The organism is Bradyrhizobium sp. T-1, assembly GCF_053592855.1.
In genome coordinates this window covers 616327-642887 of sequence record NZ_JBSGOX010000002.1, presented here as the reverse complement: position 1 = coordinate 642887, position 26561 = coordinate 616327, and the positions used below count along the sequence as shown (strand labels likewise).

Here is a 26561-nt window from a genome sequence, read left to right as displayed (position 1 = left end):
GGTTGAGACTTGGGGAGCGAGTGGCTAAAAGCCCGAGAGAAACTAACCGGCCGCTGGGCTGTTTCAAGCGCCAGGCACAACTGGGCAGCCTATCAAGATTACTGCCGGCTGAATGGCCGTGTGAGAGCGCAAACTTTGGTAGCTCCTCTGCTGGAGTAGCCGATCTGGAAGCGCAAAAGAGCCGATGTCGCCCTGCGCGGTGGCAGGTTTTGCTAGGCTACGTCGGATCAACAAACCGGACCGATGATCGTGACAGCGACGATATCGCGGGCCGTGCCGAGCCTGGAAGGACACGAACCGACGTCACGAACGTCGCACGTAGAAGGCGCCCCAGCCAAGGCCGAGCGTCACGGCTATGGCCGAGCCCAACAACACGCCCAATTTTGCTGCCCTTAAAAAACCTTCACTGGAGAAGGCCAGCATCGAGATGAAGATGGACATGGTGAAGCCGATGCCCGCTAGCAGTCCGACGAGAAAGACGCCGCCCCAAGAAACCCCGGGAGCAAGGCAGCAGAACCCCGATCGTACGGCGATCCAGGCCGCTCCGAAAATGCCAAGCGGCTTTCCCACTATCAAAGCAAGTGCGGTGCCCATCGTCACCAGCAGGCCGGCAGCGGGTAGATCCGCGCCCTTTATGCTGACCCCCGAATTCGCCAGCGCAAACATTGGCATCACTCCGTAAGCTACCCACGGATGAAGTACCATCTGCACGCGCGACGCGGGCGGCAAAATCTCACGGTGAGCTATGCGAAGGTCGCGCAACGGCTGCTGCAACAAATGCAGATCTCCTGTTTTCATCGCATCGCCAGTTTTCAACTGTCCGAGCGCTTGCGACGCCACCTCCAGCGGAGGTTCTCGCATCGCTATGGGGCGAGCCGGAGTCATCAACCCGAGCACCACTCCAGCAAGTGTTGGGTGGACCCCGGCAACGAACAATCCGACCCAAACCAACAAACCTGGCACCACATATGGCGATGCCGCACCGATCCCCATCCGCTGGAATCCCAAGACCCCGAGAACGCCAACGGCTGCGATAGCAAGGCCGCCTAATTGCAGAGTTTCGGTGTAAAAGACGGCGATGATCAAAATCGCAATGATGTCGTCGATGATCGCTAGAGCGAGTAGGAACACTCGCACATTGACCGGGATTCTTCGTCCAAGCAGGGCGAGGACGCCAACAGCAAAGGCGATGTCCGTCGCGGTCGGCACGGCCCAGCCGTGTCCCCGAGCAGCATCATTGTTGAGGCTTAGATAGATAAGCGCGGGAACGAGGACGCCACCGGCCGAAGCAATCAGCGGCAGAACGGCCTGGTCAAAGCGGCTCAGTGCGCCCTCATGAACCTCCCGCCGAATCTCCATGCCCACAACAAGGAAGAAGACGGTCATCAATGCGTCATTCACCCAGAAATGCAGCGACTGGGAAAAGACGTACTCACCAAGGCCAATGGTGACAGGGAGAGTCCAAAAGAGGTGGTAACTCGGGGCCGCGGTCGAATTCGCCCAGATCAAGGCCGCGGCTGCTGCAACGAGAAGCACCGCGCCGCTTACTGCCTCAATATGCAGAAATCGGTTAAGTGTGTTCGCAGCCTGTTCTGCCAATCGCTGAGCTGTCGGAAGATCGCCGAATTTAGGATCGTGGTTCATAGGCGCAGATCGTCCGCGTGGCGGCCCGACCATCGCGTTACCTGACGCCGCCCCAATGCAGCGAACACCCATGCGTCCCTATACAGGGTAATGGTGGCAATTCAACGTCGGGACGAGACCCTGGAACAAGGGCCAGCGGCAGATGGCTGTAAACTGCCGAGGGTCTTCATTTTGACTGTGCTCTAGATGCCTTGGCTGGCTCAGTGGCGCGCGACAATTCGCCGGCCAATTTTCGATAGGCTTCCATAGCCGTCAGCTTCAGGTCGCGCGAGAGTCGAATGGCAGATAGCAGGCAGAATTGGCGATGATTGCTCTGTGCCGGCTCCGGCAAACGGAAACGATCAACAAAATCGACCAAGTGTAGGTTGATGGCCGCTATCTCTCCTTCAACGAGCTCGATTTGCCGGTTGAGCACGGCCACAGCTTCACTGGGCGGAAGCAACCGCAATGCCGCCATCTTTACGCTGAACTCGTCCCGGACAGGCACATGGGTCGGACCTTTTCTCGCCCACTCCTTGAGAGCTTCGAGGCCGCGCTCCGTAACCTCGTAGACCTTCTTGTCCGGTTTGCTTTCCTGCGCAATGTCCTCGAACGTGACATAGCCGTGTTCCGCTAGCAGCTGCAGCGTCGGATAGACTTGGCTGTGCTTGGCCTCCCACATGTAATTGCGCGGGGGGCCCATCAATTGAGTCAGCTCATAACCGGTATGAGGATGGTGGGCCAAGCTCGTCAGAATGACATAACCAAGCGTCGGAATTGCTGGAGGAGTTGCCGCAGGGGCCTTCCGTTTTACGGTCGTCTTCTTCTTCGCCATCGCTAGTTCCAAGCTCGCCTAATCTCCAAGCACAATCACGCTCTTACGGAGCATTCAGTGACCTTGCCCTGACCCTGCATAGTCTGGAGGGCGAGCTTTTACCATCGGCAACATTTGACATATGCACATTCGCCTGTTACTCACATATGTAATATATGACATATGGAGGAAATCGATGCTTCCCGGCGTCGAATGCCCACTAAGCCCCGTTGCGCAGCCGGCGTTCGGGTTATTGCGAGGGCCTCTGAAGAATGAGTGGCATGCCCGCAGAGGGACGTTCCGGAGAGCAGCGCGCCCGGCCAATTCTCAAAAATGCAGGGCAGGGGCATGCCTCTTGGAAAGCCTCGGTCGCTGCCGAAACACCACCTCTAGCGCCGCAGCCCATTGACCGGTGCGGCCAGACGGTCTCCGGCGAGCAGTTCAATTCAGGAGGAATGTCCGTGGAAACGATCGATACGCCCGTCTTGATAGTCGGCGGAGGGCCGGTCGGCTTGTCGCTTGCAATCGATCTCGGTTGGCGCGGTGTCGAAGCGCTGCTCATAGAGCAGGAGCGGCCGACGGCCCGGATGGTTCATCCTCGCATGGACAATGTCGGCATTCGCACTATGGAATTCTGCCGACGCTGGGGAATTGTCGAGGCCATCGAAATGGCCGGGTTTCCTCGCGATCTGCCGGTCAGCATCGTCTATGCGACGGGGGTCCTCGGCCACGAACTGGCGCGCGATGTCTACCCTGATAAAGCGCACGCGGTCCCGCCACCGTTTAGCCCGCAAAAGCACGAGCTATGCCCTCAAAATTTTTTCGACCCCGTACTCCAGAACGCAGCTTCGAGCTACTCGACCAACCAGTTGCTGTATCAGCACCGCCTAGAGGAATTCGAGGACAAGGGCGACCACGTCATCGCTCACGTGCGCCCGCTGCTTGGTGGCGAACCACTATGCGTGCGTGCGCAGTACCTTGCCGCCTGCGATGGGGCAAGCAGCACAGTCGCACAGCGACTCTCGCTTGGTCCGACAAACAGCAAGGTATTGAGTTGTAGCACGAACATCTTCGTTCGGTGTCCGGCTCTGGCGCAGAAGACGCTCGCCCAACGGGCGTATCGGTACGTGTTAGTCGGGCCTGAGGGGGTTTGGGGAAGCTTCGTCAATATAGACGGGCGCGATACCTGGCGGCTTCAACTGCTCGGCGACGAGACCTGGCCCAATTGGAGCGAGGCGCAGATCAACACTTTTGTGCGACGAGGAATCGGAGCCGATGTTGACTACGAGGTGCTCTCTTGGTTGCCGTGGTCCCGTCGTGAGATCACTGCGCCGAAGTTCAGCTCCGGGCGCTGCTTCCTCGTCGGCGATTCGGCCCATCAGCTCTCTCCGACCGGCGGATACGGCATGAATACGGGCATTGCCGAGGCGGTTGATCTGTCATGGAAGATCGCAGCTGTGTTGGAGGGGTGGGGCGGCCCCACACTCCTGGAAAGCTACGACACAGAGCGGCGCCCGATCGCCATGCGCAACGTGTCGCAGGCGTCCGCGAACCTAGCCGCGATGCGCTCGGTTCCTCCAGAGCCGATGCTGCTCGACCAAGGCCCTGCGGGCGAGACGGCGCGGCGCGCAACAGGAGCCTATACCCAGCAGGCCATGCAGCGGGAATGGAGGTCGTTCGGAATTCATCTTGGGGCGGTCTATCGCAATTCGCCGATCGTCGTCGCTGAATCGTTCGAACGAGCCGAGCCCGATGTCGCGAACTTCGTGCAAGTAGCCGAGGCCGGCGGCCGCGCACCTCATGTTTGGCTCTCGCCGGGCCACTCCACGTTAGACTTATTCGGTCGTGGGTTCGTGCTGCTGGAGTTCGCATCGGAGGTGGGTGCTGCTGTGGGCGGTCTGACCCGTGCGGCGCACGCGGTTGGGCTGCCAATCCGTCATCAGCTCATCCCGGAGCCAAACACCATCGCCGTCTACGGGCGCCGCTACGCTTTGGTCCGCCCGGACGGACACATCAGCTGGATTGGGGACGCTATTCCTGAAGAGCCGGCGCGGCTCATTGATCGCATCCGCGGCGCGGGCGGCGTGCAGGGCACGTCGGCATTAAGAACGCTTCCCTTGAGCATGGGCAGCGTGGCCTCATGAGTCTGACCGGCAAAACCCTGTTCATTACCGGCGCAAGCCGAGGCATTGGGCTCGCCATTGCGCTGCGAGCCGCGCAAGACGGCGCCAACGTTGCAATTGCAGCCAAGACTGTCGAGGCGCACCGGCATCTTCCCGGCACGATCTATTCTGCCGCCGAAGCCATCGAGCGAGCTGGGGGCAGGGCGTTGCCGCTGGCCGTCGACGTCCGTGATGAATCCTCCGTCGAGGCCGGCGTTGCCCAAGCGGCAAAGACGTTCGGCGGCATCGACATTTGCATCAATAATGCATCAGCGATCCATCTGGCCGGCACCCTACAAACGGATATCCGGCGCTTCGACTTGATGGCTCAAGTCAACGCACGCGGGACCTTCATCACTACCAAGGCATGCCTTCCGCACCTGATGAAGGCAGCTAATCCGCATGTCTTGATGATATCTCCGCCGCTTGACATGACGCCCAAGTGGTTCGCGCCGCACACCGCCTACACCATGGCGAAGTTCGGCATGAGCATGTGCGTGCTCGGCATGAGCGCGGAATTTGCCGATCGCGGTATTGCTGTCAATGCTCTCTGGCCCCGAACCGCCATTGCGACGGCTGCCATCCAATTTGCATTGCTCGGAGAGAACGGAATGCGTCATTGCCGCAAGCCGGAGAGCATGGCCGACGCAGCCCATGCCATCCTCTCAAAGCCTGCGCGCGCCTTCACGGGCAACTTTCTGATTGACGACACGGTGCTCTATGACGAGGGGGTGCGCGAGTTTACGCATTATAGCGTGGATCCGGCGCTGCCTTTGATGGGAGACATGTTCGTTCCGGGCGACTTGCCGGCCCCACCCGGCGTGCAGATCAGCTCCGCTATCGATACCGCACGGAGCTAATGCCGGCGTGCCGGAAAGTCTTTTGCGCCAGCGCATCCAATGGAGTTGCGAATGAGTAATTCCTCTATCTCGCTCGATGATCGTTATTCCAAGCGCGGCGGAACAGTTCTCCTCGGCGGAGTGCAGGCGCTCGTCCGCCTGATGCTATTACAGGCCGAGCGAGATCGGATGAATGGCTTGTCGAGCGCGGGTTTCGTCAGCGGTTATCGGGGTTCACCCCTTGGTACGCTCGATGCCGCGTTTGCCTCTGCGAAGCGGCTAACGAGCGACCAAAAGATTGTGGTGCAGCCGGCGGTCAATGAAGAACTCGCGGCCACCGCCGTGGCCGGTACGCAGCAGATCCATCAATCACCCGGCGCCCGGGTCGATGGTGTTTTTGCGTTGTGGTACGGCAAGGGCCCTGGACTGGATCGCGCGGCGGACGCGATTAGGCACGGCAACTCGCAAGGTTCTTCGCCGAACGGCGGGGTGGTCGTCGCCGTGGGTGACGATCATCTGGCAAAATCCTCAACGGTCGCCTGCTACAGCGACGAGACTGTCGCCAGTCTCCTCCTCCCGCTGCTCTACCCGGCTGATCCCGGCGAGATCGTCAGCTATGGACTCCACGGCTTTGCCATGTCGCGGCTGACGGGATCTTGGGTTGCGCTAAAAGTGCTGACGGAAGTGGCCGACAGTACACGCACCGTGCCGGCCGCAGAATTAGGTAATTTGCCCGTTCGGCCCGACGTCACTGTGCCGGACATTGGCCTGCATAACCGCTGGCCTGACTTGCCGCTCGATCAGGAACGGCGGCAGCATGAATTCCGTTTGCCGGCTGCGCTTGCTTATGTCCGGGCAAACGGTCTCGATCGCGTCGCGGTGAGGCCTAAGGACGCGCGGGTCGGTTTCGTCGCGGCCGGCAAATCTTGGAATGATTTGCGCGAAGCACTCGACCTGCTGGGCCTTCACGATTCACGGCTGATCGAGCTCGGGCTGGCTCTCTACAAGCCGGCGATGATCTGGCCGCTAGAGCCTCAGGGCCTCACAGCCTTTGCCGAAGGCCTGCAGGAGCTCGTCATCGTGGAGGAGAAGGCGCCGCTGATCGAGCGCCAAGTAAAGTCTATACTCTACGGCCGGTCACAGGCTCCCTCGGTTTGGGGCAAATGTGGACCGGAGCAACACCCGATGTTTTCTGCAACGGGCGATCTAACGCCCGAGCAGATTGCTGTCCAGATCGCGGCGGTCATCGCAAGGATATCCGGTGATCAGGTCGTAGCAGCACGAGGCGAACGCTTGCGCCGGCACACGAACCAACGCGGATTTGCAGATGTGCCCGCATCCCGGCGTCCATTCTTCTGTTCCGGGTGTCCGCATAACCGGTCGACAGCCGTGCCAGATGGCAGTCGAGCTCTCGCTGGGATTGGCTGCCACGGTTTAGCCGCGCGCAATCGCCCTGACACGTTCAGCTATTCCCAGATGGGCGGCGAGGGAATCCACTGGCTCGGCCTCGCTCCGTTCACCGACGAATCGCATGTGTTTTCGAATATGGGCGATGGCACGTATTTCCATTCAGGCCTGCTCGCAATCCGCCAGGCGGTCTCTGCTAAGCTGAACATCACCTACAAGCTGCTCTACAACAGTGCTGTCGCGATGACAGGCGGTCAAGCAGTCGATGGCGACCTTTCCCTCGAGCGGCTTCTGCGCCAGCTCCGGGCCGAGGGCGTCAGCACAATAATTTTGGTCACCGATGATCTGGCGTCCTATCGTGAGCATGCCGAGGTCCACTCCCTGGCGGGAGAGGTGGTGGATCGCGACGAACTTGATGCCGTACAGCTCAAATTGCGAGCCCAACCGGGTGTAAGCATCATCGTATATGACCAGATGTGTGCTACCGAGCGCCGGCGGAAACGCAAACGTGGCCAACTGAAGGAAACCAGCCGCCGCGTCTTCATCAATCAGCTGGTCTGCGAAGGCTGCGGCGATTGCTCGATCAAGTCAAACTGCCTATCCGTGGAGCCGGTCGACACTCCACTAGGTACGAAGCGAAGAATCAATCAATCGAGCTGCAACACCGATCTCAGTTGCATTCGAGGCTTCTGTCCCAGTTTCGTAACTGTCGAGGGTGCCCGTGTGAACCGCGGGCCAAAACCGCAGCTTACGATCGACCAACCATTGCTGCCCCTGGTGAGCGCTGCGCCGCCGCAACACAGCCGCATTCTTCTTGCCGGCGTAGGTGGGACCGGAATCGTGACGACGAGCGCGGTGCTGGCAATGGCCGGACACCTGGCAGGTCGAGGGGCCGCGGTGCTGGACCAGATCGGAATGGCTCAGAAGGGCGGGGCGGTTACAAGTCACGTTCATCTTGGCGGCCCCATTCATGCTTTGCGGATTCCAGCGGAGCACTGTGACCTTCTCCTGGCTTGCGACCAGATCGTCGGCAATGCATCGGACGTGATGGCATCTCTCAACCGAGGGCGGAGCCGCGTCCTCGCCAATGCTGACGTGTCCATCACTGGAGATTTCGTCACTAATCGTCAGGCCGTCGTGAATTCGAGTTTGCTGACGAGACGGCTGAGCACACAAGTTGAACCGGAACATTTCGCGGTGTTTCCCTTCACGGCTTTGGCACAATCTTTGTTCGGCGATTCGATCGCCGCCAATTTCATGATGATCGGGTGCGCTTATCAGAAAGGCTGGCTTGGCCTTAACCTTGAGGACCTCCACCAGGCGATCGAACTCAATGGCGCCGCCAAGGAGGCAAATCTCGCTGCGCTTGAGTGGGGGCGTCGGTTAGCTTCCGACCCTCAATTCGTCTTTGTTGCAGCAGGCCTGGCCGAAAAGACTGAGCAGCGCACCCCTGAGGCGGAGATCCAAGATCTTACGACATTTCTTCGCAACTATCAGAGCAATGACTACAGCCAGCGTTTCCTTGATGTCATCAACCACATCCGTGAGGCGGAGACTAAGGTTCATACTGGCCATTCGCTAACGCTGGCTGCTGCGCGATCCCTGTTCAAGCTGATGGCCTACAAGGATGAGTACGAGGTTGCCAGACTCTATACGAGCGGAGAGTTCGAGCGGGCAGTCCGATCTCAGTTTGATAGCTTCGCAAAGCTGTCAATCTATCTTGCACCGCCTTTTCTGTCTCGCCGCGACAAGACAACGGGAGAGCCGCGCAAGATCCGGTTCGGAGCTTGGATCTTGCCCGTCTTCAGAATCTTGGCGGCCTTGAAGATCTTGCGCGGAACACCCTTCGACGTCTTCGGAAGGAGCGCCGAGCGCCGCACCGAGCGTGCTCTGATCGCCGAATTCATCGATGCCTTGAACCGCTTACCCCGTCGATTGTCAGCGGCATCGCTTCCACAGGCTGTCGCCATTGCTGAGCTACCGCTCGAGGTGCGTGGCTTCGGCCACGTGAAGCAAAAGGCGATCGAATTGTTCCGGCGGCGCCTTGGGGAGGCGCTCGCAGGTTACGAAAATGCGGCGCCTCACTTGGACGCTAGCGCGCGCACTACGCTAAAGGCATGAAAACCGAGGTGACAAATGACGAAGCGTTTCCCTGACGATCCGATTTATCATGGCTTCGACGCTCCTGGCCGTGTAGAGGCACACGTGTTCGATCTTGACGTTGAAGGACGCATTCCAACCGATCTCGACGGCACCTTTTTCGTGTAGCTCCCGAACCACAATGGCCGCCGAGCTTGGCCGTGACATCTTTTTTAACGGCGATGGCATGGTTGGCGCCTTCCGTTTCAAGGATGGTCATGTCGACTTTACGTCGAAATATGTCCTGACCGACAAGTTCGTTGCGGAGCGGGCGGCGCGCCGCGCCCTCTACGGCGCCTACCGCAATCCGTTCACTGACGATCCATCGGTTGCCGGTACTATCCGAAGCACGGCCAATACCAACGTCGTCGTTCACCATGGGCTGTTGCTCGCGCTGAAGGAGGACGGACCGCCGGTCGCGATGCGGCCAGATACGCTTGAAACGATCGGTAACTACCGTTTTGACGGAAAGATGACCAGTCAGACATTTACGGCTCACCCCAAGATCGATCCGACCAATGGCGAGCTGATTGGCTTTGGTTATGCCGCCAAGGGTGTGACGACCACCGATATCGCCTATTACGTCATCGATCGCGGCGGACACGTGGTGCATGAAGCTTGGTTTAATGCGCCGCGGGCAGCGATGATACACGACTTCGCCGTGACGGAAAACTATGTCGTCTTTCCCGTGAGCTCGCTGACGTCGGACATCGAACGCCTGAAGCAGGGCGAACCGGCCTTTGCCTGGCAGCCGAATGTGGACCAAATCTATGGGGTTCTGCCCCGCCGCGGCAGCGGAAAAGATATTCGTTGGTTTACAGTGCCGACGAACGGCTTCCAGGGCCACACCATCAATGCATGGGACGAAGGACACAAAGTCTATCTCGACCTGCCCGTCGTCAATGACAACGTGTTCTGGTTCTTCCCAGAATATAGTGGGCACGTGCCTGATCCCCGGTCCCTGCGTCAAGCCATGACGAGATGGACATTTGATCTATCTAGCAACAGCCCCGTTCCTCAGGCCGAGATCTTTACCCAAACGATGGGCGAGTTCCCCCATGTGGACGAGCGTTACGCCACGCGGCCCTATCGTCATGCCTTTCTCGCCCTTATCGACCCCTTCGCTCCGTATGACGCGGATCGCTGTGGCCCGCCCTCGGTCAACGCTTTCCTCAACGGCCTCGCTCACCTGGATATAGCGACCGGAAAGAGCGAGCGCTGGCTACCCGGTCCCACCTCGTCTGTCCAAGAACCGGTGTTTGCTCCCCGATCCCCTAATGCGCCGGAGGGAGACGGCTACGTCATTGCGCTCGTCAACAGGCTCGACGAAAGGCGGAGCGGCCTCGTCATCTTGGACACTCAACATTTTGCAGATGGCCCGGTCGCAGTCGCTCACTTACCGCTGCGGCTACGCAACGGCTTGCACGGCAACTCGGTGCCTTCAAGCGAGCTCACTGCACCAAACTGACACGGCTCCACTACGGACAGCAACCAGCTGACCTCAGCCACAGGCAACCACAAGAGGATGTAACATCTCTTGTGGTGACCTGCCTGTGGCTGATTTCGCTCGTGAGGCGACCGTCGCGCCAGGGACGGCGATCTTGGACGGCCTTGCATGTTGCCGCTTCAGCATGACGGGCGTTTGATCATTCACGAACAAGCGCCCGCGCTCAACTCCAGACAAATGCTGCATGGCGCCATATGTAATAGTTGACATATCGTCGAGCCCTGATAACCTAGAACTATAAGTCAAAAGTGTCATATGAGGAATCTGTCCCCATGAGCGTCCAATCGCTACCCGCCGACCTGCACAAGGCAACCTCCGCGCTGCCTTCGCCGCGCGTTTCGGAGATCGTTCTGCAAACTGCACAGTACGAGCTGATGCGCGACTGGTACTCATCTGTGCTGGGATTGAGCTGGAGCATCACAAATCCTGGCGGTGCCCCGGAAAACCGGCGCCGTTTCGCCGGCTCGCCCAAACAGACCCGAGCTAGCGACGTGCGATCCTGTTTCATGTTCTTGGACCGCTCGCCGGTTCATGGGCAGGTCCTGGCGCTATTCGAGCTGCCAGAGCTATCCGACTCGCCCAGCCGCGATCCCGGCTTGAATCACTTTCAATTTCGTCACGCAAATCTGGCGGCGCTGCTGGATCGCGTGGAATTGTTGCTCGGCGCTGGTCTGCAAGCCCACCGCGCTTCCAACCACGGTCCAGTGACAAGCTATTATTTCTCAGATCCAGACCAGAACGTCGTTGAGCTTTGCTGCAACAATTTTGACGACGCCGAGAAACTCAAGGCCTTCATCGACTCTGACGCTTTCAAGAACAATCCCTCTGGCATTGATGTCGACCCGAAGGATTTCTTGGCGCGCTTCCGCGCCGGCGAGCCATTAGACCAGCTGCTTAAGATCTGAGGGCCCATGCAGCGGGATAGGCTAGAACGAGCGGCGGATATCCTCGAGGCTCAAGCGACGGTCTTGAGCTTCATGGAGCATTTTGACTATGGCAATGCCGAGGCCGCTGCAGGGCTCTTCACAGAAGATGGTGTCTGGCACCGCGGCGATGGCCTTGTACGCGGCAAGGGCATGCTTGTTGATCTTATCAATCGCCGCGATCGCAACCTGGTCGTCCGACACCTGATCTCCAACATCAGATCGGAATGGCTGAACGAAGATCGCATTCTTATTCACGCGTACGTAACTCTGCTCAGCCAGCGCAGTGAGACCACTCCTCAACAGTTTCCTCTGCCATTTGATGGCGTAGCAGGATTTGGCCGTTACGAAGACGAGCTGCATCGGAGCGACGGGCGCTGGTTGATCGCAAGAAAGAAAACGGTGACCGAACTCAAGAAAAAATAAAACATGAGCTGAAAAGGGGAGGAAGATGATGACGAGCGTTAATACGCCTGCGCTGCCGGCCGTTGGCGACCTGTCGCCGCAGGTTCAGCTACGTGGAATAGAGGCAACAAAGGTCGTGCTCGGTTCCGGAATTGGCATGTTGACCAATTTCGGGCCGATCGTAATCTATACTTTCGGAACATTCCTGCTGCCAATTGTCAACGATACGGGCTGGTCGAGGGCCAGCGTGGCTGCCGCTCTTGCGCCAGCTGCTCTCTGCTCCGGCTTCTCGCAGCCAATCGTCGGGTGGCTGGTCGACCGATATGGGCCGCGCGTCTTTGCAGGCTTTTCTTTCGCTTTGTTTGCGCTCGGCCTGATTGCACTCGGTCAACTTCCACGTGATCCCTTAAGTTTTGCAATCTTTATGGGCCTGCTCGGACTCCTTGGCGCGGGGCAAGGGATCACGGCTTTCACCTACATAGTCACTCGGACTTTTTCGACCTTTCGTGGGTTTGCGCTCGGCATCATTAATGCAGCCTCGGCCGCCGGCATCATGTTAATGCCCGCGATCGCCACCTTTTCCATTGCAGAATACGGCTGGCGCAACAGCTACGCAGCGATCGGCGCTGGGGTCGCAATCCTTGGCGCAGTAGCCGTCATCTGGCTCATTCCCGGCAAGGAGCGCTTTCAGAAGTCCGCCGCTTCCGCGCAATCCTCCAAGCTTGTCTTCGGTGAGCTTTTGTCTGCTCCAATTTTTTGGATGCTTGCGTTGGCATTCCTACTGATGACGCTCGCCATTCAAGGTATGATTGTCCACATGACACCGTTGTTGATCGATCGCGGCTTTCGGCCCGTCGATGCGGCGGCTGTGATGGCGACATACGGCATGACGATGCTGGTAGCCCGCTTCTTGCTCGGGTCCATGCTTGATCGATGGTCTCCACGGTTGGTAGCGGTCGTTGGTTGCCTCGGTCCTGTGGCTGCCGGACTGCTGTTGGTCTCGACACGGCAGACTTCTATGGTTTATTTGGCCGCAGCTCTTCTTGCGCTTGGAGCGGGAGCAGAGTCGGATCTCATCCCATACACTGTCGCACGGCAATTCGGCGTTGCCCAGCTGGGGCAAAAGATCGGGCTGTTTATCGTCGTGTTCGCCATTGGCGTAGCCATTGGCCCGCTGATGTTTTCCGCGGTTCAAGCCTTGCGGGGAAACTACGACATCGCGCTCATCGCCAGTAGCGCCCTGATGCTGGCGGCGTCAGTCATCTTTGCTTTGATCCCATCCGCCTCGTTAAGCCAAAACGGCGAAAAGAGCGGCTGAGTCAGCCTTCATCAGCGCCTCAAAAAAAGAAGGTATCTCAATGAAAGTAGCTCGATTTGCTCGGAATGGCTCGGTCAGCATCGGCCTTGTGAAGGGCGACGGCATCATCTCCCTGTCGCCGTTTGATAAAGGCCTATCTGATATCGATGAAGTAGTGGCTGCGGAAGGCTGGGCTCGCGCAGAAAAGCTTATGACACGCGAGCCTGACCTGAAGATTGGTGACGTTGAGTTTCTTCCTCCCCTGTCTGCTAGGGCCAGGGTGTTCTGCGTTGGCTTCAACTATAAAGCTCACGTAGACGAGACCGGAAACGAGGCGCCTGCTTACCCGACTTTTTTCCAGCGAACGCACGAGAGCTTCGTTGGGAATCGCCAGCTGCTGCTTCGGCCTAAAGTGTCTGAGCGCCTCGATTACGAGGGGGAGCTTGCTCTCATCATCGGCCGGACGTGCCACAGAGTGGAGGAGGGAAGGGCGCTCGACTACGTCGGCGGGTACACCTGTCTAAACGAGGGCAGTGTCCGAGATTACCAAAAACACTCTGCCACTGGCATGACGGGCAAGAATTTCGATTCGAGCGGATCCATAGGACCCTGGATCGTGGCGGCGACTGACGTCCCGCATCCGGACCGCCTCGCGCTTTCCACGCGCTTAAACGGCGAGGTGGTTCAACAGGCATCGACGAGCCAGCTGATCTATGGGTTACCGCGGCTTATAAGCTATCTGTCCAGTGTTCTCAGGCTCCTGCCAGGCGATATCATCGCGACCGGTACTCCAGCAGGAGTTGGGTCGCGTCGCGTTCCGCCGCGTTGGCTGCGCGCTGGCGACCGGGTCGAGGTGGAGATCTCAGGCGTCGGAATTTTGGAAAACGCGGTGATCGACGAACCGACGTGAAAGCTCGCCCGAAAGCGGCCGCTTAAAACCTTCCCGATAGGCGGACCCAACAATCTGCTTTCAACAACGGCCCGCGGTTAAGCGCGCCAATACGACCTTACCAATTCAGCGCACGGAGGTGTTCATGCCCGCAGCCATGATGAAAGCTGTTCAAGTCGAAAAGCCGGGAGGACCCGAGGTCCTCAAATACATCGATCTGCCAATTCCCACACCGGCGGCTGGGCAAGTCCTCATTCGGACCGACACCATCGGGGTCGGGAAATACGATGCGCTGGTCAGGACTGGACGCTACCCGTGGCCCGTGGAGTATCCGGAGGTGCCGGGGATCAGTGTAACCGGCTATGTTGAGCGGGTGGGAGATGGTGTTGAAGGCTTCTCCCCGGGCCAGCCCGTTCTCGCATGGAAGTTTTCTCGCCGATGTTACGCCGAATATGTCGCCTGCGATGTCCACGAGATCACGAAGCTGCCTGAAGGCATAGACATTGAGGGCGCGGTCGCAATTCCCGACTATCAGGTCGCATGGGGCATGTTGAATGACGCTGCAGATCTGCGCCGGGTAAAGGTCGCCTCCATCAACGGAGCTACTGGCGGCGTCGGCTGCGCCATGATCGATCTTTGCCGCGCTGCTGGGATACAGCTGATAGCTGTCTGCCGGGCCCCGAACAAGGCAGCGTTCGCCTTGGAGCGGGGTGCAAGCTATGCGATCGACAGCAGCTCTGAAGCGGTTGGTGCCCGGATCTTGGATATCACCAAAGGTACGGGCGTCGACTTGATGTTCGACCAATTGGTCGGTCCGGATTTCCGCGACAACATCAAGCTCGTTGCTCCCTTGGGACAGATCGTCACGTTCAATGCGCTGTCGGGACTTCCATCGTCCGACCTATTCGCGGACTTGCGCAAGAACATGGACCGCAGCATCTCAGTGCGTGCTTATAGCGTTCACGTCTACGATCCATTTCCTCAAGAGCGCGTACGGATTGCGTCAGAGGTCTTCAAACTCGTGGAAGCAAGAGCCATCAATCCGTCCGTGACGGTGCGATTGCCGCTTAGGGAGGCTGTGCAAGCGCATCGAATGCTTGATGGCCGGGAAGTTATGGGCAAGCTGGTGTTAAAGCCGTAGCGAGGGATGCATCACCGCACACCCGAGACGCCGTGATTCGCCGCCTTCCATTTCCTGTCGATGGCAAGGAGATGCGGCGCAATCGACGACACGACAATTCTATACATAGGCATACCGCCACCAAGATGCGTCCCGGACTTAATGATGAATTAGCGAGAGCGCGATAGGTTCTCGGAAACTTATGCGAAATGTGGGGTACGCATGCGAATCGGAAAGCTCTTTGCGCTGTCGATGCTGACGGTGACCACGTTTGCGGTTATTCTCGGCGCCGAGGTTCTGCTTCCGCAGACGCGCATCTTCGTTAGTCGCTCCGAATCCATCAAAATGGTCGAGGCTTTCGGCGCGGTGCTGATGGTCAGTCAACACCTGGCGGGCCTTCGTACACCCTACATCACGATCTTTCAGGAAACGCCCGCCACGCCGACCCAGATCGAAGCGATGGGCAAGGCGTCGAGCGCCGCCGATGCGGCCTTCGACCTGGCCCGCAACAGTTTGCTGGCCCTTGATGGTGGCGAACCGATGATCCAAAGCCTGGACCGTACCGGGCGCCGTTTCAAGGATGTTCATGCGGCGGCCGATCGGGCCGTGCGCGTATCCCTCGGATCGCGCGATAGTGCGGTGGTCAAAGAACTCCTTCCCACTGTTGCCGAGATGATCGGCGCGATCGAGCCGATCCTGAATCGGCTGGAGGGGCAGGTGGTCAGCGCCGATTCTTCACTTGCAACGCTGCTGAGCCTGGCGCGAACCGCGCAGGATTTGCGGGTGACCGCCGGCAGCCACGCCTCGCCACTGTCGCCGGCCTTGAGCGCCTCGCGTCCGCTCACTCCCGCTGAATTTGCGCTGATGGATCGTATGCAGGGCCGCTTAGATGCCGACCGAGAACGCATCGAGGGCACGATCGACCAGCTCGGCAATCCGCCCCGCCTTGCCACGGCCATGAAAGCGGCCGTCGAAGCCTATTTCGGAAAGGCGATTCCGGTCGTCGAGAAGGAAATGCCGGCGGCCAGAGGCGACGGCAAATACAGTCTCAGTCCCTCCGACATGGCCAAGGTCATTGTGCCCGCTATCCAGATGTTCTTCGGCGTCCGCGATGCCGCCTTGGCCGAAGCTGCCGAGCGCGCCTCGGCGGTCCGTGACGGCGCGCTGGGGATGCTGGTGCTTGCAGGAGTTGCAGTGCTGGCCCTGCTCGGTACGCTCGCTGGCGTGACCATAATGCTGCGCCGACGCGTGGTGACGCCGCTAGGCCAGCTTGCGGAGGTGATCGGCACTCTTGCGGCCGGAAACCATGACGTCGAGATCCCATCGACCGGCCGGAATGATGAAGTCGGCCAAGTTGCCGGCTCGCTACAGCATTTCAAAGACAAGCTAGTCGCCCAAAAGGCTGCCGACGCCGCGGCCGCCAGCGAAGCCGAGGGCAAACTCAAACGCGGCCAACGCTTGGACCAGATTGCGCGCGAATTCGAGGCCATGATCGGCGATGTGATCAGGACCGTTTCGTCCGCCTCCGCGGCGTTGGAAGCGTCGGCCGGTATGCTGACTAGCACGGCCGAGCAATCCAAACAGATCACGGCTGCCGTGGCTGGCTCCTCCGAACAAGCTTCGACCAACGTGCAGACCGTGGCGGCGGCCGCCGAGGAGATGTCGTCGTCCGTCGACGAGATTGGTCGCCAAGTGCAAGATTCAGCCCGCATTGCTGGCGAAGCGGTGCTGCAGGCGGGACGGACCAACGAGCATGTCGCCGAACTCGCCAAGGCGGCCCGTCGGATCGGCGACGTAGTCGAACTCATTAGCCAGATCGCAAGCCAAACCAACCTATTGGCCCTCAACGCCACTATAGAAGCGGCACGCGCCGGGGAGGCCGGCCGCGGGTTCGCGGTGGTGGCGTCGGAGGTCAAGGCTCTGGCCGAGCAGACGGCCAAAGCAACCGACGAAATCGGTCAGCAGATAACAGGCATTCAGAGCGCAACCCAGGACTCGGTCGGCGCGATCAAGTCGATCGGAGACACCATCGGCCGCATGTCAGAAATCGCCTCCACGATCGCGGCGGCGGTTGAGGAGCAGGGCGCGGCAACGCGCGAAATCTCCCGCAACGTGCAGCAGGCGGCGCATGGTACCCGACAGGTTTCGGCCAGCATCGTTGATGTACAGAGGGGCGCCAGCGAGACCGAAACGGCGTCATTCAACGTGCTCGCCGCCGCGAAGTCACTGTCCGGCGAAAGCAACCGGCTAGAGACCGAGGTCGCCACATTCCTGGAAGCGATCCGCGCAGCCTAACGGGCCTAACACGGATCACCTGTCCTCGCCGGAACTCTCCGGGCTGAACGTCTCATTGCTCGTCTTGAACGGGCACTCACCACAAGGTCACCTGGACACACCGTCGATAGTCATGTCGGGATAGCACTCAATATGTTTGCCTCGAGTTCGTTGCGGAAACCCCGCAGACTCTGATCGTCCGCTGGATAACAATTGAGTGACAGGTCAGCACCCACACTAGTCACGACCGCCGCCTCACAAACTTTGCTGGCGGTGCAGCTGTGAGCCGTGTCGTGGAAACGTTGCGATCACGACGTGGCTGGGCAGCCTCCTACTTCCTTTTGGTAAACTCAGGCGGCGACGACATTCTCTTTTTCGCCCGTCGATCGGCTACTAATTCAGCAGCCTGCTAGGCGTTTTCGGGACACATCACTGCGCTAATGACGGCGATCAGCTCCTTGCGGAATTGCTTGTCGTCTTTAGCAACCGGCGCAAATCGCGCGATGAATTGCCGGTTAGCCATGGACATCGACATCGCGCCGAGGGCGGCAAAGAATCGCAAGTTCGGATCGACTTTCCGGCTGTTGCCACTCCGATTGACTGCTGCGATCAAGGGTACCAAGGTTTCTCGGAGTGGCTTAGTTAGGGCATTGTGAAAGAACTCAAATCGCTCGCTCTGGTCGATCCCGGCAACCTCGTTGATGACAAATCGCGCAAATTGCGGCTTACGCTGGCCCACATTGATCAATTGTTCAATCGTAAGCTCTAGGCGCTCCCTCGAAGACACTTCTGCCCCATCCGATCGCACGGATGCGAGCAGAGCCATCGCCTCCCCCGAAAACGACTCGATTACGGCCTTCCATAGTTCGAGTTTTGATCCGTAGTGGTAAGAGATCAGGGCGACATCAACTTTCGCGGCAGCAGCGATTGAGCGGAGGTTTGCCTTTTCGAAACCGTGCTCGGCAAATGCGTCGAGCGCTGCATCGAGAAGGTTGTCGGCCTCTAGTTCTGAGCCCTTCCGTGGTCGACCGCGCGTTCTCACGGCTTTTCGAGACATCCCTCCTCCTCCATCGACCATTCCGACCTCTTGACGTTTAGAACGATGCAACTAAATATTCAACGCCTGTTGAATATTACGCCTTGGAGTTCTTTGGCGGGGCGCTCAGACAACTTGAAACTTTGAGTTAAATCAGCATGTTGCAAATGCCCAGCGAAGAAGGGGACCTAATGCCGCGGCTGGCCAACAGGGCGCAATTCCGCACGTCGCTCGCGCTCGTCGCGACCGTGCTTACAGCGTTCCCGAACTCGATGGCGCGAGCGGGTGACAAGTCTTCGGCGCTGTTGCGCGTGACCGTCGCCACCGCCCGCCGGCAACACATCACGCCAGACCTTCCCCTCACTGGGACGATCCAGGCTCGCATCCTTTCGAACATTGCATTTCAGACCAGTGGACGAGTTGTCCGTCGCGACGTCGAGGTTGGGCAGTATGTCAAAGCAGGTCAAACTCTCGCGCATCTTGAACGGACCGAGCAGCAGACCGATGTTACCAGTGCTGAAGCAGCGCTGAATGCTGCGAATGCGCAGTTGCTGGAAGCCCAACGAAATTTCGAGCGACAACAGTCTCTGCTTAGCAGTGGCTCTACCACACGTGAGCGATTCGATCAGGCGTTAGCCACGCTTCGAACAGATGAGGCGCAGGTCAACAGCGCACAAGCTGCCCTGAATACGGCACGCGAGCGGCTAACCTACACGGAATTGAAGGCAGGACGGGACGGCATCATTGTCTCACGTAGTATCGAAGTCGGCCAGGTTGTGCAGGCCGGACAGACGGCTTTCGCCCTTGCCGAGGATGGCCCGCGGGATGCGGTATTCCAAGTTCCCGAGATTCTTGTCACCAATCCGCCAAACGACAGGACTGTCGACATCACCTCGCAATCGATGCCGAATGTAACTGTTGCCGGCTCTGTGCGCGAGATCTCGCCGATTTTGGATCAGGCCACCGGCACCGTTACGCTCAAGGTCGCGGTCGAACGAGCGCCGGCCGATTTGACACTCGGTTCGGCCGTCGTCGGTAGAGCCCGTTGGGAGTTATCGCCTGCCTTTGTCATTCCATCGAGCGCGCTGTTTGCAGCCAACGGTAAGCCCGCAGTCTGGATATTGGATAGCGAGAACAAGGCCCGGCTTCGCGGGGTCGTCGTGCAGGAATATCTCACTGGAGCGGTCGCGTTGGCCGCCGGATTGGAAGAAGGCGAGCGTGTCGTAACTTCCAGCGTACAACTGCTGTATCCAGGGAAGGTTGTCGCGGTCGCCTACGGAGCCGAGCCATGACGTCGCCCGCACCCACGGTCTTGCGGCTGCTACTTTTCGCCTGCGCCGCGGCGCTTTCCGGGTGCGAGGAGAAGAGCCTCGAATCGCCCGTCATTCGTCCCGTGCTCACCATGGTTGTGCAACCGGCCTCGTAGAGGATCGACACCTTCACCGGAACGGTGCAGCCTCGGTACCAGGCCGAGCTTGGCTTTCAAACAATGGGGCGAATGAGCTCGCGCGACGTCAATGTGGGAGATCTCGTTGCCAAGGGGCAAAGACTCGGGTCCCTTGATTCGACCGTCGCGCAGCTCGCGATCGTCTCAAGCCAGGCCGATCTGGCCAACGCTCGAGCGGTCCTTGCCAATGCCGAGGCCACTCTGGAACGAAAGCACAAACTGTTCAGCACGGGCAGCGGGACACAGGCGGACCTCGATGCGGCAACAGCAGCCCAGCAGAGCGCCCAATCACGCGCCACGCAAGCTGAGGCGAGTCTGCAGAAGGCGACCGAACAACTCGGCTACACGACCCTAAACAGCAGCTATGACGGTGTCGTCGTCTCCTGGTCCACGGAAATCGGCCAGGTCGTCTCGGTAGGCCAGACGGTTGTCACCATCGCTCGCCCAACTTTTCGCGACGGTGTGTTCGACATACCGGACGACCGAATTGGCCAATTCATCGAAGGTTCATCCTCTCGGGCATCGCTCCTCGTCCAGGATAGCATCGCAGCCAAGGCGGTCGTCCGTGAGATCGCGCCGCAGTCGGACTCCTCGACCAGAACTCGGCGCATTCGGTTCACCATCGAAGATCCACCTGAAGCGTTTCGGCTGGGAACCACGATCCGCCTCGCGGCTGCACAGGAGGGCCAAATGGAGATTCCGGTTAGTGCTCTTTTGAAAATCGAAGGTCAGGACGCCGTCTGGATCGTGGGAGCAAACAAGAGGGCTCTAGCACGTCCTGTGATGCTCGGCGCCCACAGGGGAGACCGCGTGGCAGTTACATCCGGCTTGTCGATTGGCGATCGCGTCATCACTGCCGGCGTGCATTCCCTCTCCGAAGGACAACTCGTCAAACTTTTGCAAGAGAATCAGTCGTGACCTCCTTCAATCTATCTGAATGGGCCCTAAAGCATCGCTCGTTCGTTTGGTTCCTGATGATAGCGTCCGCGATAGCGGGCCTGCTCGCCTACCGCAGCCTCGGTCGCGAGGAAGATCCTCCGTTCACCATCAAGACTATGGTGATCCAGCAACAATGGCCCGGCGCGACGGTTGACGACATGCTCAATCAAGTGACCGACCGGATTGAAAAGGAGGTGAAACAGATCGGCGCGGTCGACTACGTCAAGAGCTACACGACGCCCGGTCAGACCACGATTTTGGTCAATCTGAAGGACACCACCAAGCCAAAGGACGTGCCGTGGCTATTCTATGAGGTCCGCAAACATGTTCAGGACATCCAGTACACCCTGCCTTCAGGCGTAGGCGCAGCCTCCTTCAACGACGAATTTGGCGATGTCTTCGGCAACATCTACGCGTTTACGTCCGACGGACTCAGCCCACGGCAATTGCGCGACTATGTCGAGCGGGTGCGCTCGGAACTTCTCACCGTGCCAAGCATCGGCAAGATCACGGTGATCGGAGCACAAGATGAGGTCATCTATCTCGACATCTCCACGCGCAAGCTGGCGGCACTCGGTCTTAATATGCAGTCGCTCATCAAGACACTGCAAAATCAAAACACAGTGCAGCCGTCAGGCGTCGTACAAGCGGGCCCAGAACAAGTTTCGCTGCGCGTAAGCGGTCAATTCGCTTCGGAAGAGGCCCTTCGAAGCACCAACCTGCGCATCGACAACCGCTTCCTTCCGCTTAGCGACGTCGCGACCATCACCCGTGGATATCGCGATCCACCCGATCCGCTATTTCGTGTCGATGGAAAGCCTGCGATCGGGCTCGGCATCGCGATGATGGCCTCTAGCAATGTGCTTCAATTTGGTGAGGCGCTGAGAGCAAAGATGCGCGACATCTTGGCCACGCTTCCGGTAGGCGTCGAACTCCACCTGGTTTCCGATCAGCCGAAGATAGTTGAGCAGGCAGTCGGCGGCTTCACCGAAGCGCTCGTTGAGGCCATAGCCATCGTGTTGGTGGTAAGCCTGATCAGTCTTGGAGTGAGGGCAGGGCTGGTGGTCTCGTTCTCAATTCCGCTCGTGCTGGCGGTCGTGTTCGTCATCATGCAGTATTTTGGAGTAACGCTGCAGCGCATTTCCCTAGGTGCGCTGATCATCGCGCTTGGACTGCTCGTCGATGATGCAATGATAACAGTCGAGATGATGGTGCACCGCCTTGAGCGCGGGGACAATCTCTATAACGCAGTGACCTTTGCTTACACCTCGACCGCATTTCCGATGCTAACCGGAACCCTGGTAACTGTCGCAGGCTTTATCCCGATTGGGTTCAACGGCTCATCGGCTGGCGAATACACCTACACTCTGTTCCTCGTAATCGCAGCATCGCTACTAACCAGCTGGGTGGTAGCCGTTCTGTTCGCTCCACTGATCGGCGTCATGGTCCTTCCAAAAACCATGAAACATCACGACCATATCGGTGTCGGCCGGCTATCCCGCTACTTTGTCGTTCTACTGGAGGCCGCGATGCGCTTCCGCTGGGTCACAATCGGCGGAAGCCTCGGTCTGCTCGCGGTGGCAATCGTCGGTATGGGATTTGTGCAGCAGCAGTTCTTCCCGTCGTCAGACCGGTCCGAGCTGCTCGTCGACTTGACGCTTCCGCAGGGCAGCACGATCCTTGAGACCAAGAAGCAGATCGACCAGTTCGAAAAAGGGCTGGCCTCCGATCCTGACGTCGAAAGCTGGAGCTCTTATGTTGGGCAAGGTGCGATCCGCTTCTATCTGCCACTCGACCAGCAGATGGCCTTTAACTATTTCGGCCAGGTGGTCGTCGTAGCCAAGTCACTTGAAGCTCGCAATCGGATCGAAAGCAGATTGCGAAAGACCGCGGCCGATCAATTCATCGGGATCGACGTCTTCATCCACCCGCTCGACCTTGGACCTCCGGTTGGACGTCCGCTGCAATACCGCCTCAGCGGGCCGGACATCCAGCAATTGCGCGCCAAGGCACTGGAGATCGCCAAAATCATGAGCGACAACCCGCATCTTGACCCTCCGACATTTGATTGGAACGAGCCAGGCAAGGTCGTTCAAGTCGAAATAGCGCAAGACAAGGCGAGGCAGCTCGGGCTCGACTCCGTCGATGTTGCCTCGATACTGAACGGCCTTGTCGGCGGGACGTCCATTACACAGATGCGCGATAGCATTTATCAGGTCAACATCGTTGGGCGCGCCGCAAACGACGAACGCAGCCGAATCGAAACGCTGCAGTCGTTGCAGATCCCGACTGGCAATGGACAGGTGGTCCCGTTGCTCTCGTTCGCAACACTTCGCTATGACCTGGAGCAGCCCATTATTTGGCGACGCGACCGTGTCCCAACAATCACGATTCGAGGCACCATCCACGATGGCACGCAACCGGCAACTGTCGTCCAACAGCTTGCGCCGGCTATCGAGACCTTCGCCGCGAACCTGCCGGCGTCGATGAAGATCGCAACCGGAGGCGCCGTCGAGGAGAGCTCAAAGGGTCAGGGTCCAATCGTTGCGGTCGTGCCTGTGATGCTGCTTGCGATGGCGTTCTTCATTATGGTCCAGCTGCAAAGCTTTGCGAAGCTGTTCCTTGTCGTAAGCGTGGCTCCCCTCGGCTTGATCGGCGTTGTGTTCGCTCTCCTCGTATCCGGAAAACCGATGGGTTTTGTCGCGATTCTCGGTACGTTAGCCCTTATCGGGATCATCATTCGCAATTCGATTATCTTGATGGCGCAGATCGACGAAATGCTTGACGAGGGTCACGATCAATGGTCGGCAGTCGTGCTGGCAACACAGCATCGCATGCGGCCAATCCTGCTGACGGCCGCCGCAGCAAGCCTCGGCATGCTTCCGATCGCGCCGCAGGTCTTCTGGGGTCCTATGGCGCTATCGATGATCGGTGGCATCATGGCTGCGACCTTCCTGACTCTCTTTTTCTTGCCGGCGCTTTACATCGCCTGGTTCCGTGTAGAAGCCCCACTAAAGGACTCTTCTTCGCGCCAGGAGGAGCCCAGCAGGCTCGCCAGGGCCAGCTCACCATAGGGAAGCCCGAGCGCGATGCCACAAGGCCTTTGGCGTCCTGCTTGGTAACCGCCACGCTCCGCGCCGGTTTGTACCGGGAGTTCGTGATGCCTTTCCCTGCACCGGATCCGACCGTAGAGCTCTTCGGGCTTGGCGATCCGGTGCACGACGATCGGCGATTGCCGGCAGCGTCGCACGACGTTCACCGCGCTTTCACAATCCACGAGCGTCGTGAAATGATGTCACCGCCGTAGCTGTCGAGCTACCGAGTGATGGTCCTTAGGAGAATCAAACAATCGATCGCGAGACCGAGCACCAGAACGACGTTAAAAAAGCTCGCCACATCATCGTCCTGAATGTCTCTCCCGTAGCGTCCACGGCTATCGAAAGCGCAGCGCCACTGAATTGATCAGGAGCGTGGCACATTGGTCTCGTCTCAGAATGCCGGTGACGCGTCGAACTCGGCCCAGCTACAGTCGACGTGGCTCGGACGTGCGTTTCCGACCGTGCTTATGAAAGCGCACGGCGCAACATGGGTATGGTCGAGAACAAGACCACTGCTAGCAATGTCGTAGACCTTCTTATCAGGTCTGCTCTCCTGCCAGACGTTGTCGAATGCGACGACATCAGCCGTCCCAATCGGCGTATTCTCGTGGGCACAACAAAAGCCCCAAGCTTCAAATCTGGCGCTCTTTGCGGTTCTGCATAGTTGCCGGCCACGCGCATCCATACGTCAGATTTGACATATATGTTCATGCCTGCTAGCCAGTAAGTAATAAATGACATATGGAGGAAGGCCGTGAATTGCCGCTCGGGGGTGGACGCACCTGACCTGTTCGGAATGACGTCCGAACTCTGCACCAAACGCTCTGACCGGTGCTGGGTATCCTCAATTGCTGATCAACGGTGAAGCCATTTTCGCAAGCAGCTGCGCTTTGTGCAGATGCCATTGGTAATTGGCCGCGATGGCTAGTTGAAGCAACGGGCAATCGTCCCGTCTAGAGCTCTCATCCATGATGCTCTCGATGGATAGCAAAGCACTCTGTGAGGCGCGCGCCGGCAGCTCAAGAGTTTCGATGGCAGTGGGGAGCGAGCGTCGCGGCTCTCCATAGCTGTCGGATGCCTTCATCATGCCTGCATCGGTGCGGAGCTGCAATTCACGAGGGCCGACTATCATACGGGAGGAAAAAATGGCGCAGATTAACTCGTTGGGGTCAAAGATTTCATTAGTGACAGGGCACATGGCTGGGATGATAGACCAGCCCGCACTTCCGATTTGGGTCGGTGTTCTGATCTCGGAATATGCGTTTTCACCGGCGCGAGCGGGGGCGCTTCCGACCCTCTTTCTAGGAGCCATGGTCTTTGCAAGCGTTACACTATCGCCATTCTTCCATCGCGCTCCGGGGCGCTGGATGCCGACGCTGGGCTTCGGCATCAGTGCCGGGACCTTCTATGTGATGGCCGGCTTCACCGAATTTAGCATTCTGGCAGTTGGCCACTTCGTCGCTGGATTGGCGACAGGAGTCGCACGGATAACCCACATCGTGTCTTTGCAATGGGGGGGTTAACGCTTGGAGTCTTCGCGGTAATATTGCTCGGCGCATCGGCGACTCTCATCACGAAATTCGGTCCACCAGCCATCTTTGAGGTCTTTGCCGCAGTTACGGCCGTGGCAGCCGCAATAGCGACTTTCTTCTTTCCCTCTGCTTCCATCAGCGAAGACCTCGTCAGGGATGCCGCTGGATTCACACGCCCTGTGTGGTTCATTATCACTGGAATCGTCCTGATGTCGCTCGTCCAGGCAATGATATTCAGTTTCCTACAACCGATGGGCACCGATCGCGGACTGTCGCCTGTCCAGATCCAAAGCGTTCTGGTCACGTTAGGTCTGGTGGCTATGACACCGACCCTGCTCGCCGCGTTTCTCCAAAAGCGGCTTCCGCCGATGCGGGTCGCGATGACTGGAACCCTGCTGCAGGGAGCGGTAGCTGTCCTAATCTCTTGCTCTAGCGGTTTCTTGCCGTATGCGGTCGGAGCGGTCGTTTTCCCGTTCATAATGTTGTTCACGCATACTTTTGTCTTCGGGCATCTCGCGCGCCTTGATCTCACCGGGCGCGCGGTTGCTGCGACCCCAGCCATGTTGGTCGGCAACATGATTGGACCGCTCCTGGGCGGGACATTGGTCCAGACGACTGGCTATCTTGGTCTCGGGTCGGCGGCAGCGGCCGTCGATCTCATTGCTCTCTGCTGCTTCATTGCTGCATCACAGAGAGCCACATCCGCTATCCAGCCGTTGCCGCAGCTAAACCAGTAGGCAGATCTCTTGGCTTGCCGGAGCCTGACGAGAGCCAACGCTACGCGCGGATTCGAAATGCTGAAAGACGTTGAGATGCCGATCTAGTTTCTGCGAGCAGCCAAGTTCTCATTCGCTTTTATCCAATTCGACGCAACCCCTTTGGCAAATTCCCCAGGTGCCTGGCACCGGTGCGAGCGAGAGATGTCGAAAGAGGTATAGGGGCCGGGCTCAAAGAGGCCTCTCCGCCAATACGTTCTCGCGGGGACGCTCTCTCGCCGCTGTTACGCCGAATAGGGTGATTGCGTCAGGCACAATCACGACCCTTTCCGCGACATGCACATAAGGCGCAGTCGCCATGATCGCTTTTGCCGAGAGGGCGGCATTCAGCTGA

At 58.7% G+C, this 26561-nt stretch carries 20 protein-coding genes; 16 read left to right on the top strand and 4 right to left on the bottom strand.

Features of this window, described 5'->3' with window-relative positions:
- Positions 1 to 303: 303 nt before the first annotated feature.
- Positions 304 to 1644 carry a Na+/H+ antiporter NhaA gene (nhaA, locus tag ACWAT4_RS42435; RefSeq protein ID WP_128929997.1) on the bottom strand — a complete coding sequence of 447 codons (1341 nt, stop codon included), beginning with the start codon at positions 1642 to 1644 and terminating at the stop codon, positions 304 to 306.
- A gap of 166 nt (positions 1645 to 1810) precedes the next feature.
- A complete protein-coding gene (locus ACWAT4_RS42430; protein WP_128929998.1) occupies positions 1811 to 2458 on the bottom strand; it encodes a PadR family transcriptional regulator in 648 nt (215 codons plus the stop codon).
- A 440-nt stretch (positions 2459 to 2898) separates the two neighbouring features.
- Between ACWAT4_RS42430 and ACWAT4_RS42425 the strand changes: the two genes are divergently transcribed.
- The 11 genes from ACWAT4_RS42425 to ACWAT4_RS42375 all read left to right on the top strand — a co-directional run bounded on the left by ACWAT4_RS42425 (position 2899) and on the right by ACWAT4_RS42375 (position 17420).
- Positions 2899 to 4581 (top strand): FAD-dependent oxidoreductase, encoded by a 1683-nt coding sequence (locus ACWAT4_RS42425; RefSeq protein ID WP_164933585.1) that lies wholly within the window; start codon positions 2899 to 2901, stop codon positions 4579 to 4581.
- A complete protein-coding gene (locus ACWAT4_RS42420) occupies positions 4578 to 5459 on the top strand; it encodes an SDR family oxidoreductase (RefSeq protein WP_128930000.1) in 882 nt (293 codons plus the stop codon). Before ACWAT4_RS42425 ends, ACWAT4_RS42420 begins: the two co-directional genes overlap by 4 nt.
- A gap of 51 nt (positions 5460 to 5510) precedes the next feature.
- A complete protein-coding gene (locus tag ACWAT4_RS42415; protein ID WP_164933586.1) occupies positions 5511 to 8966 on the top strand; it encodes an indolepyruvate ferredoxin oxidoreductase family protein in 3456 nt (1151 codons plus the stop codon).
- Between the two features lie 15 nt (positions 8967 to 8981).
- The gene (locus ACWAT4_RS42410) at positions 8982 to 9113 is read left to right on the top strand and encodes a hypothetical protein (RefSeq protein WP_276575769.1); all 132 of its coding nucleotides are present in this window, start codon (positions 8982 to 8984) and stop codon (positions 9111 to 9113) included.
- Positions 9114 to 9126: 13 nt separating this feature from the next.
- A complete protein-coding gene (locus ACWAT4_RS42405) occupies positions 9127 to 10452 on the top strand; it encodes a carotenoid oxygenase family protein (RefSeq protein WP_206733113.1) in 1326 nt (441 codons plus the stop codon).
- Between the two features lie 311 nt (positions 10453 to 10763).
- The gene (locus tag ACWAT4_RS42400; protein WP_128930002.1) at positions 10764 to 11396 is read left to right on the top strand and encodes a VOC family protein; all 633 of its coding nucleotides are present in this window, start codon (positions 10764 to 10766) and stop codon (positions 11394 to 11396) included.
- 6 nt (positions 11397 to 11402) lie between these two features.
- Positions 11403 to 11840, top strand: coding sequence for a nuclear transport factor 2 family protein (locus ACWAT4_RS42395; RefSeq protein WP_128930003.1), 438 nt, complete (start codon positions 11403 to 11405; stop codon positions 11838 to 11840).
- A 25-nt stretch (positions 11841 to 11865) separates the two neighbouring features.
- Positions 11866 to 13137, top strand: coding sequence for an MFS transporter (locus tag ACWAT4_RS42390; RefSeq protein WP_128930004.1), 1272 nt, complete (start codon positions 11866 to 11868; stop codon positions 13135 to 13137).
- A gap of 40 nt (positions 13138 to 13177) precedes the next feature.
- Positions 13178 to 14026: a fumarylacetoacetate hydrolase family protein gene (locus ACWAT4_RS42385; protein WP_128955136.1), complete on the top strand. Its 849-nt coding sequence runs from the start codon at positions 13178 to 13180 to the stop codon at positions 14024 to 14026.
- Between the two features lie 124 nt (positions 14027 to 14150).
- Positions 14151 to 15146, top strand: a complete 996-nt coding sequence (locus tag ACWAT4_RS42380; RefSeq protein WP_128930006.1) for a quinone oxidoreductase family protein — start codon at positions 14151 to 14153, stop codon at positions 15144 to 15146.
- A gap of 201 nt (positions 15147 to 15347) precedes the next feature.
- The gene (locus tag ACWAT4_RS42375) at positions 15348 to 17420 is read left to right on the top strand and encodes a methyl-accepting chemotaxis protein (protein ID WP_128930007.1); all 2073 of its coding nucleotides are present in this window, start codon (positions 15348 to 15350) and stop codon (positions 17418 to 17420) included.
- A gap of 388 nt (positions 17421 to 17808) precedes the next feature.
- Here the strand turns inward: ACWAT4_RS42375 and ACWAT4_RS42370 are convergent, their stop codons facing one another.
- Positions 17809 to 18456, bottom strand: a complete 648-nt coding sequence (locus tag ACWAT4_RS42370) for a TetR/AcrR family transcriptional regulator (protein WP_164938227.1) — start codon at positions 18454 to 18456, stop codon at positions 17809 to 17811.
- 170 nt (positions 18457 to 18626) lie between these two features.
- Between ACWAT4_RS42370 and ACWAT4_RS42365 the strand changes: the two genes are divergently transcribed.
- The 3 genes from ACWAT4_RS42365 (at position 18627) to ACWAT4_RS42355 (ending at position 23895) form a co-directional block, all read left to right on the top strand.
- Entirely contained in the window at positions 18627 to 19727 is a 1101-nt protein-coding gene (locus ACWAT4_RS42365; RefSeq protein ID WP_164935433.1) for an efflux RND transporter periplasmic adaptor subunit, read from the top strand.
- A 137-nt stretch (positions 19728 to 19864) separates the two neighbouring features.
- Positions 19865 to 20800: an efflux RND transporter periplasmic adaptor subunit gene (locus ACWAT4_RS42360; protein ID WP_128930010.1), complete on the top strand. Its 936-nt coding sequence runs from the start codon at positions 19865 to 19867 to the stop codon at positions 20798 to 20800.
- Positions 20797 to 23895, top strand: coding sequence for an efflux RND transporter permease subunit (locus ACWAT4_RS42355; protein ID WP_128930011.1), 3099 nt, complete (start codon positions 20797 to 20799; stop codon positions 23893 to 23895). Before ACWAT4_RS42360 ends, ACWAT4_RS42355 begins: the two co-directional genes overlap by 4 nt.
- A gap of 868 nt (positions 23896 to 24763) precedes the next feature.
- On the opposite strand, the gene ACWAT4_RS42350 is transcribed toward ACWAT4_RS42355, so the two are convergent.
- On the bottom strand, positions 24764 to 25006 hold the full coding sequence (locus tag ACWAT4_RS42350; RefSeq protein ID WP_128930012.1) for a hypothetical protein: 243 nt from the start codon (positions 25004 to 25006) through the stop codon (positions 24764 to 24766).
- Between the two features lie 58 nt (positions 25007 to 25064).
- On the opposite strand from ACWAT4_RS42350, the gene ACWAT4_RS42345 reads away from it, so the two are divergent.
- Entirely contained in the window at positions 25065 to 25442 is a 378-nt protein-coding gene (locus ACWAT4_RS42345; RefSeq protein ID WP_128930013.1) for a hypothetical protein, read from the top strand.
- Positions 25443 to 25465: 23 nt separating this feature from the next.
- Complete coding sequence (locus tag ACWAT4_RS42340) at positions 25466 to 26188, top strand: MFS transporter (protein WP_128930014.1); 723 nt, start codon at positions 25466 to 25468, stop codon at positions 26186 to 26188.
- Positions 26189 to 26561: the final 373 nt, after the last annotated feature.